Genomic DNA, 14474 nt, shown 5'->3' on the forward strand with positions numbered 1-14474 from the left:
CAAGGAGCCGATGGCCACTAGCTATGAATAAGCTGCTGCTGTAGTTCGTGCACTTGGTCGCGTACTTTGGCCGCTTTTTCAAATTCTAAATCACGAGCAAATTCGTGCATTTGTGCTTCTAGGCGACTAATTTCTTTAGCTATTTCACTGGCATCCATTGTCGTGCCAGCCTTTTTCGATGCCGGTTTAAGGCGTGCCTGCGCCGCTTTGTTTTGTACCTCTTCGCCGGTATCCATCACATCGGTAATACGTTTTTTCAGCGCTTGCGGGGTGATCCCATGGGCTTCGTTATGGGCTATTTGTTTTTCTCTACGGCGGTTGGTTTCATCCATGGCTTGACGCATTGAACGAGTGATCACATCACCATATAAAATAGCACGGCCGTTAATATGGCGGGCTGCACGGCCAATGGTCTGAATAAGCGAGCGCGCTGAGCGTAAAAAGCCCTCTTTATCGGCATCCAAAATAGCGACCAATGACACTTCCGGCATGTCTAACCCCTCTCGCAGCAGGTTGATGCCAACGAGCACGTCAAATACCCCTGCCCGCAAATCGCGAATGATCTCCATGCGCTCTACGGTATCAATATCAGAGTGTAAATAGCGCACCTTCACATCGTGGTCGCTAAGATAATCAGTGAGGTCTTCCGCCATTCGCTTAGTTAGGGTGGTCACTAAAACCCGCTCGTTCACTTCGACACGTTTATATATTTCAGAGAGCAAATCGTCCACCTGAGTGGCCACGGGACGCACTTCTATTTGCGGGTCGACCAAGCCAGTAGGACGGATCACCTGTTCAGCAACTTCGCCTGCGGATTTGTCTAGCTCATAATCCCCTGGGGTGGCAGATACATAGATAGTCTGGGGCATAATGGCCTCAAACTCTTCAAACTTGAGCGGTCGATTGTCCATTGCCGAGGGCAATCTAAAGCCATACTCGACAAGGTTTTCTTTGCGCGAGCGGTCGCCGCGATACATAGCCCCCACTTGTGACACGGTAACGTGAGACTCATCGATGATCATCAAAGCATCATCCGGGAGATAGTCCAGTAAGGTTGGCGGTGGCTCGCCTGGCGCCCGACCCGACAAGTAACGGCTGTAGTTTTCAATGCCACTGCAATAGCCAAGCTCTTGCATCATTTCAATATCGTACTGGGTGCGTTGCGCAATTCGCTGCTCTTCAATCAGCCGGTTGTCATCAAGCAAGCGTTGGCGGCGGCTTTTCAGTTCGGTTTTGATATTCTCAATAGCCGCTAATATTTTCTCACGGGGTGTAACGTAATGTGTTTTTGGGTAGATGGTGGCGCGCACAAGGTTTTTTTCCACATGACCGGTGAGCGGATCGAATAAGCTTAAGCGCTCTATTTCATCATCAAACATCTCGACGCGTACGGCAATATCATCGGACTCAGCGGGGAAAATATCAATCACCTCGCCACGCACGCGATAGGTGCCCCGGCTGAAGTCCATATCATTACGGGTGTATTGCAACTCAGCTAAACGCCGCAACATATCACGTTGGTCTATGGTATCTCCGACTTTCAATAGCAGCATCATTTTCATGTAGGAATCAGGATCGCCAAGACCGTAAATGGCGGAAACGGAAGCCACAATCACCACATCGCGCCGCTCTAATAAGGCTTTGGTGGCCGACAACCGCATTTGCTCAATATGCTCGTTAATGGAGGCGTCTTTTTCGATAAAGGTGTCGCTTGCAACTACATAGGCTTCTGGCTGGTAGTAGTCATAGTATGAGACGAAATATTCCACTGCATTATTGGGAAAGAACTCTTTCATTTCGCCATACAGCTGCGCCGCCAGCGTTTTATTGTGCGCCATGATAATAGTCGGGCGATTAAGCTCAGCCATAATATTAGCCATGGTAAAGGTCTTGCCGGTACCTGTTGCGCCGAGCAAAGTTTGGTGAGCCAGTCCCGCTTCTAGCCCTTCGACCAACTGGGCAATGGCGCTAGGTTGGTCTCCACTTGGCGAGTAACCTGATACCAATTCGAACATATCTTTCACTAACAAGACTCCTTATTGTTGGCTGTGGCGTTTAAGCTCGTGTGTGAACCATAAGTACGCAACGACGGCAGTAAACAGATTACCCATTGCCGCGCCAATAAATAAACCGGTTAAGTCGGCGATTAAACTGCCGACATAAGCAATCGGCACATAAAATACAAACAACCGAATTACGCTCAAAACGAGTGCATTCATCGGCCTGTGTAAGGCATTAAACGAGGAGTTAGTTAAAATAATAACGCCTTGCAGGCCATACGATAGCGGTAAAATGTAAATAAATAAGCTGATCAACTCCCGCACTTGGCTCTCACTGGCAAAAGCGAGCGCTATCCAATGACCCACAGCTAACAGTAATAAGTAGATGAGAAATTGCCAAATAAGGACAAACTGCAAGGTTTTTTGGTATGCCTCGCGCACCCGCTCTATTTTCCCGGCTCCAAAGTTTTGGCTGATAAACGGCGGTAATGTCATTGACAACGCCAACACCACCAATGATGCTATCGACTCTATCCGGCTGCCGACACCGAACGCAGCCACTGCGGGTGCTCCAAAGGTAGCGACGATAGCAGTCATAACGGCCATCGCTAAAGGCGTTAGCATATTTGCACCCGCCGCAGGAAAGCCTATTTTTAAAATCTTCCGTGTTGCCCCATAAAAACTCTGACTGCGGCACTGACTGCTCAGTAGTTTACGACGCACAATGAGAATATGCAGCACCAAAATAACGCCAACAACCCAAGAGACCGCACTAGCAATGGCCGCGCCTTGGACACCTAACGCCGGAATTGGGCCCCAGCCGAAAATCAACACAGGATCAAGTATGGCATTGATAAGTCCAGAGCCGCCCATGATAAGGCTAGGCGTCTTAGTATCGCCATTCGCGCGCAAAATAGCATTGCCAATCATGGGCGTGACTAATAGCACACTGGCTAGAAACCAAATATGCATATATTGGTCGATGATTGGTAGCAACTGTGCTTGGGCCCCAAGAAGCTTAAACAACGGCTCGCTAAAGAAATAACCTGCTACCGATAACAAGAGCACAAGTATCGCTGAAACGATGAGCGCAACCGTGCCATCAAAGCGAGCTTGAGCCTGCTCACCCGCTCCCAATGCTTTAGCTATCACCGCTGAAGTCCCAATCCCTAAACCAATAGCGAGGCTAATAACAGTAAATGTCACAGGGAAGGTAAAGCTAATTGCCGCTAAAGGTTGTGTACCTAGCATACTAATAAAAAATGTATCAACTAGGTTAAACATCATTAGAAAAATCATGCCAAAAATCATCGGCACAGTCATTTTCGTTAAAGTCGGTACAATGGCAGCGTGAAGAAGCTGAGAGGGTTGCGCATGATCAGAAGAATGAGTTTCGGCTGTAGCCATATCGACGCTTATTGCTGCTAATTCCAAATCCCCATTCTAAAGCATCAAAGCATCCCTCGCTACGCCTAAATGGTGCATAAAAAATGATCTTTTTCTAAATTTGGCTGACTTGTTTGTGCAAAAGCATGTAAAAAACAAATTATTTACAGCATGTATACATTTTAGGGATGAAATGACTTTTTTTTACACAGTAAGATGAATACATTGTCAATTCAGATTATAACAAACGCTCTTTAAGTAACGCCAGAGAATATATGGACAACCCATTGATTTTAAATAAAAATATTTTTTACCCTTTTCCCCTTGCAATCTTACTCGCTCTCTGTCGATACCGATAGCTACTGCCCTTGCCCTATTCATAAACAGACTTATCCACAGATTTCGTGGATAAGTTACGCCACCCCTTTAATTATAAGGGGTTAAGCTAATATGCTCGTTTTTTACTGAGTTTACGTTCATCTTCGGGCTGTTTGCACCAAGAGCCATGAAAGTATAAGTTACTGACAGGCTCGATTTTTTCCCTTTGTCAGTGTAATTACTGATGAAATCGCTCTTCGACAAGCGCAACGCGGCCCCAAATAGAGCCTATTTTGCGCGCTAAGCAGTCAATTTGAGTGAAAAAGCGCCGAACAGTCTACTTTTTTTATTTTTAGAGTTTTTATTGGTTGACACTTTAGGGCGCGGTCATTAATATTTCGCCCCGTTGAAAGGCAGGCGCTTCCCCCTTAGCTCAGTTGGTTAGAGCGACGGACTGTTAATCCGCAGGTCCCCCGTTCGAGTCGGGGAGGGGGAGCCAAATCTTTCAGCAATAAGGTAATTGTTCCCCCTTAGCTCAGTTGGTTAGAGCGACGGACTGTTAATCCGCAGGTCCCCCGTTCGAGTCGGGGAGGGGGAGCCACTACTTACCTTTGAAATTGTTCCCCCTTAGCTCAGTTGGTTAGAGCGACGGACTGTTAATCCGCAGGTCCCCCGTTCGAGTCGGGGAGGGGGAGCCAATTTTCACTCATCTCCTCTTTCTAGACAAACTCATCTTTGTAAACTACTCTTTGTACTGTGTTTTTTCTCAAGCCGTGCTATATTATTGCGCTGTTAGTCAATGATTTATAACAACTCATTGCACCAAGGTTGTATGTAATAACGGTTAAATTACACTAGTAGAGATTAGGCCGCTGTGATAATTCGCCGTCTCACATGGCACGCTCGCGCATGTGAATGGACTCTTTGCCAAAGTTCAGTCGCGATTAGGATTTATCGTTTAGCTGGTTAAATAATAAGGATAAAGCTAAGTTGAAACGGTTCACCCTCTTACAATTTTCTTTATGGCTACTGGCATTGTGTGCCGGTATCATCGCTAATGTGATGGTTTTTCATTCTTACAGTGTGGAAAAGCAAGAACACATGCAGGTAAGCTTGCAGCGGTATTTAGATAGCCATCCGCAAATTACCGTCACCGATGCTCCCGCTATGGCAGAGCAATTGTTTGCCACCATGAACTTGAAAAACCTATGGCTAAGAGATGCCGAAGGTGAGGTATTAGCAAACAAAACACATCGTCAGAATAGCGCACTACTTTCACAAGTTGCTCAGTCTCAGTTCAACAGTGTCCGCAGCCAGTACGCGGTCAGCAGCAATGGTGAGCTGCGCATAGAGTTTATTGCCGATTTAGACGATGTAGCGAAAACATTTGAAGTTGGGTTACTGTATTTTGTATTAGTCATATCCCTGCTCGCACTGTTGCCTATCGCTAGTTTAAAAACGGCGTTCGTGGGATACCGCCGCCATGTGGCTGATATGATTTCAGCGATAATCGACCAATTTGTCAGCAATGGCGTGGTGCCGGATACCAGCAGCCGTGCATTCTCTGACGATAGTCAAAAGCAACGATTAGCCAGTCAAATCTCCCCTGCCCTCAATCGCCTATCAACATACTTAGGCTCGCAACTCGACAATATTGCCAGCTCGGCAGTGGAAATAAAAAAAGAGGCCTATAAAGACGTCGTCACCGAACTGGGTAACCGCAACATGTTCGTGGAGTATTACGAACGTCACATTGAACACGTTCAAGGTGATTGTTTTGGCTGTATCGCCTTGGTACGAGGCACCGAATTGCAGCACATCAACCAGCGCAGCGGTTATCAGCAAGGCGATGAGTACATTCGCAGTATTGCTGAGATGCTCAGCGCCGTGGTCGGCAGTTATCGTGGCAGCAGCGTATTTCGCCTTAACAGCTCAGATTTTGCCGTGGTGTTACCTAATATTCCGCTAAAAGAAGCGGAGCGCTTTGCTAATAATGTTCAGTCTAAGCTAAACCAGTATCAGAAAATCCATGATCTAACCTCTGTCGCTTACACCGGCATCGTCTCCTACGAGCAAAATAAACCCCTAGGCGAGCTCCTGGCGAATGTTGATGTGGCGATGAATATTGCCCAGAGCAAACAAAATAACGCTTGGCACATTCAACGCCAAGAGGATATGAGTGCCAGCAGCAATCAAGGGTCGCAAAATTGGCGCAAAATGATCAATGACTTACTCGATAAGCAAAGTGTGACCCTAGTGATCCAAGCCATTATGCCGCTAGGTAAAAGCAACAATGCCTACTCAGAGATTCAGGCGCGATTTCGCGATGAGGAAGAGCATATCTTACCGACCTCTTCGTTTATGGCGATGGCCGATCAGTTAGGAAAATCGGTTGAACTGGATCAGATGATCATCGAACATGCTTTTCGGGCAATGAAAAGTAAAAACCTCAATGCACAGTATTTTGGGCTCAACGTGTCAGCCGCAAGCGCACATGACGATAAATTTGTGATCTGGCTTGAGCGTCGACTCATGAAAGAAGGCGAATTAGCAGCTCGTCTCATCTTTGAGATTTCAGAGCTGGGACTGCAACAAAACATCGGCGCAAGCAAACGCTTTATTACCATGCTGCATCGCGCAGGCGCCCGTATTACTGTAGAGAAGTTTGGCGTAGGGCTAACGTCATTTAAATTTTTCCGAGAGTTAAAGCCAGACTTTATCAAAATGGATGCCAGCTACACGCGCGGCCTAGAAGACGATAAGAATAACCAGTACTTCATGCGATTAATGGTTGATTTAGCGCACCGTATCGGCGTTAAAGTATTCGCTGAAGGCGTAGAGAGCCAAGAAGAGAAGCATATTATCGAGCAGCTTTGTCTTGATGGTGCACAAGGCTACTACATTGAAAAACCTCGGGAGCTGTAACACAGCTCCTTTCCTACACTTCCCCCCTCTAAGAGCAGATATGCAACACCGCGTGTTAAAGCAAGTTTGCTCTGCTCGCAATGTATAAGTTAGCGCGATTGAATGCATATGGTCGGATGACATCTGTTTCACCTTGTTATCATTAGTGATATTAATTATCATTCGCCCCTCTATTTTATACAACAAGGACAATACGTGCGCTTTCCCTTTTCTCTAATTATGCTTGCTCTCAGTGGCAACGTCATCGCCAAACAAAATAACAATGAAAACTTAGAACATATTATTGTGACTGGTAGCCGTGTCATAGAAAATATTGATGAAGTGCCAGCATCGGTGACGGTGATCACTCGAGAACAAATTGAGGCCCAGCTTAAGGTTAATCCAGAATTACAAAACCTGTTGCAAATGATGGTGCCAGGCATGGCGCCAAGCACAAATAGCTCAAGTAACACCGGGCAAACGTTGCGCGGCAGAGCGCCCTTAGTGATGATTGACGGTGTCCCTCAGTCCACGCCGCTGCGTAATGGCTCTTTGGGCATTCGCACACTCGACCCAAGCGTTATTGAACGCATTGAAGTCATCAAAGGGGCCACCTCAGTATATGGCAATGGCGCTGCAGGCGGAGTGATCAATTACATTACCAAAAAGCCGACAACGGCTGATGATTTTAGCGCAGAGCTTGATATGTCAACACGATTCAGTGCCGTCAAAACTGATGAAACCTTAGGTGCACGCATCGAGGGCTCGGTCAGTGGCAGGGCTGACAAGTTTTCTTATTTAGCGACAATCAGCTATGAAGAAAATGGCGTACAGCGCGACGCCGAAGGCGATATTCTCGGCTTGCAATACGGACTCAGCGACGTACAAACGCACAATTACTTCACCAAATTAGGTTACGACTTTGATGCAGATAAGGCCCTCGCCTTCACTTACAACTACTATAAGTCGCAACAAAAAACAGATTTAGGCGATGTCTTTGGTAACGTCAATTCTGGCGATAAATCCTACGCGATTCATGTGCCGCCAGCACAGCAAAAGCAAGGCCGTCCCCAAGGCCCAAGTGGCAACACTAATGCCATGCTTAAGTACACCGATAACGCTATCTTCGCGCGCACCGCACTGACGCTAGACTTATATGCGCAAGATATTGAAAACGTGTTTTTCTTCTCTCCAAATCTTGCCAACCCAGATGAGGGTTATGATGGCGGTCAGTCGATCATTGCCTCGCAGAAACAGGGCCTGCGCGCCACGTTGAATACCTTGATAGATTTTGATAACACCGAAGCCACCTTTATTTATGGTATTGATGCGCTGCAAGACACCACATCTCAACCCTTAGTTGATGGCCGTGAGTGGGTCCCGGAAATGGACATGAGCAACCTTGCCGGCTTTTTTCAAAGTAAATGGGTGATGTTTGATGACTATGTTATCAAAGCCGGTGTACGCCATGAGGACATCGACCTCGAAGTTGATGACTATCGCACCCTTAAACTGTGCCGCAACGCCCAGCAATGCTCTGTGGCGTTCGAAGTGCGTGGTGACACCCTCAATTACACAGCCACCACCTACAATGTCGGGCTAAAATATAATGCGTATGAGCAATTTAGTCCGTTTTTTAGCTACTCTCAAGGTGCAGATATCTCGGATATTGGCCGCTTGCTGCGTAGCGCAACTGTGGATGATATTGCTCTGATCCGCACTGAAGCCGCACTTATCGACAATTACGAAGTGGGCTTTACGTCGGTACTTGATAGCCTGCGAATTGAAGCGTCCTTATATCGCAGCACCTCTGATTTGGGAACCACTAACCGTTTTGATGAAGCCACTGGCGTATACATGCCTGTACGTGCTCCACAGGAGATTTGGGGGTATGAAGCGCTATTGGATTACCGTTTTCACCCTGCTTGGCGAGCCACTGCCACCTATTCTTATGTTGAAGGCAAAAACACGGCTGAAGATATTTATCTCGGAGGCAAACAAATTAGTCCACCCAAGGCGACTGTGAACCTACAATGGCAAGCTACAGATGATGCCGCGCTCACGTTATCAACCTTATACGTGGGAAGCCGCAAACGGTTTACCGCCAACGATGCTGGCGAGTATGTTGGCGATCAAGGGCCGATTGACGATTATTTTGTCATCAACCTCAGCGGTAACTGGCAATTCAATCCAAGCGCCAATGCCTATTTCGGCATCGAAAACCTTCTAAACCGCGATTACTACCCAGCAAGAGCGCAAGCTTACACCTATGGCGGCTACAATATAAAAGGTTTAGGCACCACAATCACCGCCGGTATCCATTACCAATTCTAAGGCGGCAATAAGCAATACAGATGTATCAACAATGCAAAGCCGGTTTACCGGCTTTTTTATTCTGCTTGCCTCACTACGGTTAAAAAAGAATCACTCACAAGCATTAATCGAAACTTGAATGCGAATACTTTTTAATTGTAACCCTATGATTTATATATAAAAATTTGATTTATTCATAAGATCGACTACACTAGGGCTACATCTTTCTAAGGAGATTATGGCAAATGCAAGGTAAACAACGAGTTATAGACGCATTCAATAAGCTGCTTGCAAACGAGCTGGCCGCAATAGACCAATATTTCATTCATTCGCGCATGTACGAGGACTGGGGTTTAAATAAACTTTATGAGCGTTTAGAGCACGAGCGCGACGAGGAGACGCAACACGCTGACTGGCTTATCAAGCGTATTTTATTTTTAGAAGGCGTGCCCGATTTAACTAAACGTCGAGCTCTGCTTGTTGGTGGCAACGTCAAAGAGATGATGGCCAACGACCTTAAGCTTGAGCTTGAGGTTGTACAGTGTGTTAAAGAAACCATCAAAATTTGCGAAGAAGAACAAGACTATCAATCTCGCGAAGTACTTGAGAAGCTCTTGTTTGATACCGAAGAGGACCATGTTTATTGGCTTGAACAGCAACTGGGTCTTATTGAGAAGATCGGTATTCAAAATTATCAACAATCGCAAATGGGTGAGTCTGAGGCTTAATTATGAAAGGTGATAAAGACGTCATTGCAGCCTTAAACCAAGTGCTCGCAAATGAGCTAGTAGGCATTAATCAATATTTTTTGCATGCGCGCATGTTTAAAGATTTTGGTTTTAGCAAGCTAGATAAAGCAGATTACAAGGTGTCTATCCAGAAAATGAAAAATGCCGATAGACTTATCGAGCGCATTCTGTTTTTAGAGGGGCTTCCTAACCTACAGGATTTAGGGCGCCTGCGTATTGGTGAAAATGTTGAAGAGATGATAGCTGCCAACATGCACTTTGAGCTGCAGTCATTAAAAGACTTGCAGGCAGCGGTAAAGCTTGCCGAAGAGCGTTTAGATTACATCAGCCGTGAGGCGCTAGATGCAATTCAAAATGAGCAGGAAGAGCAAATAGATTGGCTGGAAACGCAGCAACATCTAATCAAGGCCACGGGCCTCGAAAACTATCTGCAATCGCAGATGTGATCCTTGCCGCGCCTGATCTTCATTAAAAAAAGCCGCTAAGTTGCGGCTTTTTTATTTAAGTGTGGCCAATTTATCTGTGCTATAGAACATCTTCTATCGGCAATAAAGACATAAGCCATACTTTAAACCGCAACCATGCACTGGTATCAGGCTCAGTGGTCAATCGCTGTTGGTTCTTTCTGTCTTGCCACACAATATCGCCCTGCTCATCTAGGCTTAGCTGCCACGCATATTTAGGCATTTCCGTTGTGATCCATCGACTTAATAAACGATTCATACGCTCGGAGTGAATCAACAACCCTTGCTCTGTGTTTAAATTAAACGAGCGCGGGTCTAGATTTAGCGAACCTACAAATATTTTGTCATCATCCATGGTCATGCTTTTGGCGTGCAAGCTGGCAGTGGAAGAGCCACGAAACCCTTTACGCTTCGGTTGCTGCGCGGCTAAGTCCAGATTACGCTTAAGCTCCCATAATTCGACGCCCATAGCCAACAGCTGCTGGCGATAGTCGGCATACCCAGCATGCACAACCGGCACATCGGTAGCGGCAAGCGAGTTGGTAAGAACAGTCACAGCAACCCCCTGCTCACGCCATTTCTTAATGAGCTCTAATCCTTTATCTTTGGGAATGAAATAAGGGGAGATAATGTTCACGCGCTGGCGAGGCTCTCCCATGGCTGCAAACAGCTTCGGTGCCATGTGCGTACTATTACTACGGCTATCGGTTAACAGCTTATTAGGGTCATCCACATACAACTGCGCTTCTGCCCAGTCCATAGACAGCTTACCGTTAACCAATGTTTGTACTAAAGTGGACTCTTTAAGCCTTTGAATATAGGGGCTTTCGTTGTGAAATGCGGTGCTAACGTAACGACTTAGGCGGCTTGATAACTGCGCCAAATCTTGGCTGTCAGCACTGCGAGACAATTCATTGATATCCTCAGCGAGTGGATGATTCCAATATAAGTCGAAAGCCATGGTTGCCTTATCAACGATTGGGCCGACACCCAATACGTCAAAGTCAACAAATTGTGAGTTATGATCACCGGAAAAATAGGCATTGCCAATGTTCCGCCCCCCAGTAATGAAGAGCTCGCTGTCAACGATAAAGCTTTTATTGTGCATACGCCGCGATACACGGGAATAATCAGTGATAAAACTCAAGAACCGCAATCGCCTGTGATTCAAAGGATTAAACAGTCTTACCTCAACGTTGTTATGCACCGCCAAAGCACTTAAATCTTGCTCTAGGTTCGCTTGAGATAGGTCATCAAGTAACAGGCGAACTCGCACGCCACGCTCGGCAGCACGCAATAAATAGGCACTCAACAGCTGTGAGGTTTCTTCGCGATGATACAAGTAGTACTGAAGATCGACAGAGTATTGTGCTGTCTCTATCAGCGCAATACGTGCAGCAAAGGCATCCAGGCCATCAATCAAGGGATAAAACCCCGACAGTTCAGGGCTGGGCTGTTCGTCTATAACATTCGATATCAAAGCTGTTCCCTTCGCAGTCATGGAATAACTGGCATTGTCTAAGTTGTGCACGTTATACGCTTTAGGGGCTACGCAACCGGCAACAACCACCACGGCAAAGACAAGTAATAAACGCGCGTTGATAAGGGCATCCATTGTGATTACCTAAGCAACGTAGTCTATCGTTACTATAACAAATTCAGGGGGATATAAAAGGAGGTAGGAGGTCCACACGTCGCTATGGGGATTAAGCGACGTCGTCAGTCACATCAACAATATCAATCAACTTTTGGTTAAGGATTTTTTTGGTGCAATTGCAGCATTTGCCACACTGCGAACCGACCTTTAGTTCTTTTGTAAGATCGCGCATTGAGCGGGCTCCATCATCAATCGCCTGCTCAATTTTTTTGTCTGATACACCATGACATAAACAGATATACACGAATACAAACCACTCTCAATTGCGTTATTGGCTTAGTTTAATCTAAACAAAAATAGTTATCAATAAAAAATTGTTGCTGTTTTATTGCGCTATCTACACTTTGCTAACAAGCAATTAGACATCTAATCATTGGTGCTGATAAAAAAATTTTCTATCTCTATTCTCAAGCTGTATCCGCCACAAAAAAAACACTCAGGGAGACCTCTAAACCATTGTTTAAAAATGATATTTACCAACTCCCTGACCAGTAAAAATCTGCCTCCTAGTCAATGCAGATCTTTGCCTACGTTTGGATCTGAACAAACTCTGAAACTTGATCATTTCAGCTCAAACTATTAATCTTTATTTTAATTGAACGGTCAATTAATAAAAATATGCCTAAAGTCGGAATGGAACCTGTGCGGCGTCAACAGTTAATCGACGCCACTTTAAACTCAGTTGCTGAGCTTGGCTTACATGCCACCACCATCAACAGCATTAGCAAACGTGCCGGATTATCCTCGGGCATCATTAGCCATTACTTTGGTGGTAAACAAGGTTTGATTGAAGCAACGGTGCGTTACTTATTAACCCAGCTGAAAATTAACTTGCTGGCGAAGACCACCGCTGACGACAGGCTCAGTCCGCGAGAGCGATTAAACTTAATTGTTGAGTCCAACTTTGCACCCGTACAGCAACAGCATGATAGCACCCGAACTTGGCTGAGCTTTTGGGCGCAGTCACTGCACGATCCTGCCCTATTCCGACTGCAGCAGGTCAACAGTCGTCGCTTACGCAGTAATTTACAGGTGTCGTTTAACACCCTGATGCCACGCGACAAAGCCAAGCAGGCCGCTGAGTTGGCCGCAGGCATGATTGACGGATTATGGCTACGCTGTGTACTCAGCCGCGGCGAAGCCGATGACTTTCATCACGCTGAGCAGTTAAGTAAAAGTTATATCGATACCCTGATAGCGCAATTTGGAGAACAGTAAATGTCTTACCCTCGCTTACAAAATTTTATTGATGGTGCCCCCATGGCCAACGCCAATGGCGATGTGTTTGATGTCATCAACCCTGCAACTGACGAGGTCATCTATCAGGTCGAAGTGGCCGATGAGCATATCCAGCAGGCCGCCATCGACAGCGCTAAAGCTGGTTTCGCGCAGTGGTCAGCAATGCAGCCTATCGAGCGTGCCCGCATTTTGCACAAAGCGGTGGCATTGTTACGCGAGCGTAACGATGAGCTGGCAAAAATTGAAGTATTAGATACAGGTAAGCCATGGCAAGAAGCCGAGTGCGTCGATGTAGTCACCGGTGCCGACGCCATTGAGTACTTTGCCTCATTAGCGCCCACCGTGGTCGGCCAGCAGCAAGAGGTGGCCGGCGATTTTTATTACACCCGCAAAGAGGCGTTAGGGGTGTGTGCCGGTATCGGCGCATGGAACTATCCCCTGCAAATCGCGTGCTGGAAATCTGCACCGGCCTTGGCCGCAGGTAACGCCATGATTTTTAAGCCTTCGGAAGAAACCCCGAAAGGCGCCAACATGTTAGCGGAAATTTTCATTGAAGCCGGCGTACCAGCAGGCGTTTTCAATGTCGTCCATGGCGCCGCTGAGGTGGGTCAGTGGCTTACAACCCACCCAGAAATCGAGAAGGTCTCTTTCACCGGCGAAGTGGGCACAGGTAAAAAAGTAATGCAAAGCGCCGCCAGCAACTTAAAAGACGTCACCATGGAGCTCGGCGGTAAATCGCCACTGTTGGTATTTGATGATGCCGATATTAGCGAAGCGGTCAGTGCCGCGATGCTTGGCAACTTCTACACCCAAGGTGAAGTGTGCACCAACTGTACTCGCGTGTTTGTGCAGCGTGGTGTTTATGAGCAGTTTATGAGTGAACTGCTCGAGCGCACACAAAAGAATATTATTGCCGGCGATCCTTTAGACCCTGAAGTGAACTTAGGCGCGCTGATCTCGAAAAAGCATCAACAGCTCGTGCTTGAGTACATTGACAAGGGCAAACAAGAAGGGGCTACCGTTGCCATCGGCGGTCATGCACTGACCCCGACAAGTGCGCCGCAAGGCTATTTTATTGCCCCAACCGTGTTTACCGATTGCGATGACAACATGACTATTTGTCGCGAAGAAATCTTTGGCCCGGTTATGAGTGTCTTAGTGTTTGATGACGAGCAAGAAGTCATTGAGCGTGCTAACAACACGCCTATGGGCCTGGCCGCTGGCGTAATGAGCCAAGATCTACGCCGCGCCCACCGTGTGATCCACCAGCTTGAAGCCGGTATTTGTTGGATTAATGCTTATGGCGCCTCACCAGCAGAGATGCCTGTGGGCGGCTATAAGCTATCGGGCATCGGCCGCGAAAACGGCTTAGAGGCTATCAACCAATATCTGCAAACGAAATCGGTGTACGTGGGTATGAACCAACTTGAGAGCCCGTTTTAAG

Annotated in this window: 10 protein-coding genes and 3 tRNA genes; 9 read left to right on the forward strand and 4 right to left on the reverse strand. The window is 46.7% G+C overall.

The window, feature by feature from the left end; genetic code table 11:
- Positions 1–17 precede the first annotated feature (17 nt).
- Together uvrB and W04_RS10690 are read right to left on the reverse strand one after the other, a co-directional pair.
- Positions 18–2024, reverse strand: coding sequence for an excinuclease ABC subunit UvrB (gene uvrB, locus W04_RS10685; protein WP_022944495.1), 2007 nt, complete (start codon positions 2022–2024; stop codon positions 18–20).
- A 12-nt stretch (positions 2025–2036) separates the two neighbouring features.
- The gene (locus tag W04_RS10690; RefSeq protein WP_053910816.1) at positions 2037–3407 is read right to left on the reverse strand and encodes an MATE family efflux transporter; all 1371 of its coding nucleotides are present in this window, start codon (positions 3405–3407) and stop codon (positions 2037–2039) included.
- Positions 3408–4126: 719 nt separating this feature from the next.
- Between W04_RS10690 and W04_RS10695 the strand changes: the two genes are divergently transcribed.
- From W04_RS10695 to bfr (W04_RS10725), 7 genes are all read left to right on the forward strand, one after another.
- Positions 4127–4203 (forward strand) — tRNA-Asn (locus tag W04_RS10695).
- A gap of 25 nt (positions 4204–4228) precedes the next feature.
- Positions 4229–4305, forward strand: a tRNA-Asn gene (locus W04_RS10700).
- Positions 4306–4325: 20 nt separating this feature from the next.
- Positions 4326–4402: transfer RNA gene (locus W04_RS10705), tRNA-Asn, on the forward strand.
- Positions 4403–4805: 403 nt separating this feature from the next.
- Entirely contained in the window at positions 4806–6629 is a 1824-nt protein-coding gene (locus W04_RS10710; RefSeq protein WP_373432701.1) for an EAL domain-containing protein, read from the forward strand.
- A gap of 219 nt (positions 6630–6848) precedes the next feature.
- Positions 6849–8942, forward strand: a complete 2094-nt coding sequence (locus tag W04_RS10715) for a TonB-dependent receptor (RefSeq protein ID WP_053910817.1) — start codon at positions 6849–6851, stop codon at positions 8940–8942.
- Positions 8943–9166: 224 nt separating this feature from the next.
- A complete protein-coding gene (gene bfr / locus W04_RS10720; protein ID WP_045978988.1) occupies positions 9167–9649 on the forward strand; it encodes a bacterioferritin in 483 nt (160 codons plus the stop codon).
- Between the two features lie 2 nt (positions 9650–9651).
- Positions 9652–10116 carry a bacterioferritin gene (gene bfr, locus W04_RS10725; RefSeq protein ID WP_053910818.1) on the forward strand — a complete coding sequence of 155 codons (465 nt, stop codon included), beginning with the start codon at positions 9652–9654 and terminating at the stop codon, positions 10114–10116.
- Between the two features lie 79 nt (positions 10117–10195).
- Here the strand turns inward: bfr (W04_RS10725) and W04_RS10730 are convergent, their stop codons facing one another.
- Both W04_RS10730 and W04_RS10735 read right to left on the reverse strand, forming a co-directional pair.
- Positions 10196–11749 carry a phospholipase D family protein gene (locus W04_RS10730; RefSeq protein WP_053910819.1) on the reverse strand — a complete coding sequence of 518 codons (1554 nt, stop codon included), beginning with the start codon at positions 11747–11749 and terminating at the stop codon, positions 10196–10198.
- Between the two features lie 91 nt (positions 11750–11840).
- Positions 11841–12035, reverse strand: a complete 195-nt coding sequence (locus W04_RS10735) for a (2Fe-2S)-binding protein (protein ID WP_022944621.1) — start codon at positions 12033–12035, stop codon at positions 11841–11843.
- Between the two features lie 374 nt (positions 12036–12409).
- On the opposite strand from W04_RS10735, the gene betI reads away from it, so the two are divergent.
- Together betI and betB are read left to right on the forward strand one after the other, a co-directional pair.
- The gene (betI, locus tag W04_RS10740) at positions 12410–13009 is read left to right on the forward strand and encodes a transcriptional regulator BetI (RefSeq protein ID WP_053910820.1); all 600 of its coding nucleotides are present in this window, start codon (positions 12410–12412) and stop codon (positions 13007–13009) included.
- The gene (betB, locus tag W04_RS10745) at positions 13010–14473 is read left to right on the forward strand and encodes a betaine-aldehyde dehydrogenase (RefSeq protein WP_053910821.1); all 1464 of its coding nucleotides are present in this window, start codon (positions 13010–13012) and stop codon (positions 14471–14473) included.
- Position 14474 lies beyond the last annotated feature (1 nt).

This window comes from Pseudoalteromonas sp. SW0106-04, from assembly GCF_001293805.1.
Taxonomy (GTDB): Bacteria; Pseudomonadota; Gammaproteobacteria; order Enterobacterales; family Alteromonadaceae; genus Pseudoalteromonas; species Pseudoalteromonas ruthenica.

What these genes read in the sequence shown, in the direction of transcription:
- W04_RS10730 (WP_053910819.1), bottom strand. Translation starts at nt 11,749, where the DNA reads ATGGATGCCCTTATCAACGCGCGTTTATTACTTGTCTTTGCCGTGGTG.
- bfr (WP_045978988.1), top strand. Translation starts at nt 9,167, where the DNA reads ATGCAAGGTAAACAACGAGTTATAGACGCATTCAATAAGCTGCTTGCA.
- betB (WP_053910821.1), top strand. Translation starts at nt 13,010, where the DNA reads ATGTCTTACCCTCGCTTACAAAATTTTATTGATGGTGCCCCCATGGCC.
- bfr (WP_053910818.1), top strand. Translation starts at nt 9,652, where the DNA reads ATGAAAGGTGATAAAGACGTCATTGCAGCCTTAAACCAAGTGCTCGCA.
- W04_RS10710 (WP_373432701.1), top strand. Translation starts at nt 4,806, where the DNA reads ATGCAGGTAAGCTTGCAGCGGTATTTAGATAGCCATCCGCAAATTACC.
- W04_RS10690 (WP_053910816.1), bottom strand. Translation starts at nt 3,407, where the DNA reads ATGGCTACAGCCGAAACTCATTCTTCTGATCATGCGCAACCCTCTCAG.
- betI (WP_053910820.1), top strand. Translation starts at nt 12,410, where the DNA reads ATGCCTAAAGTCGGAATGGAACCTGTGCGGCGTCAACAGTTAATCGAC.
- W04_RS10715 (WP_053910817.1), top strand. Translation starts at nt 6,849, where the DNA reads ATGCTTGCTCTCAGTGGCAACGTCATCGCCAAACAAAATAACAATGAA.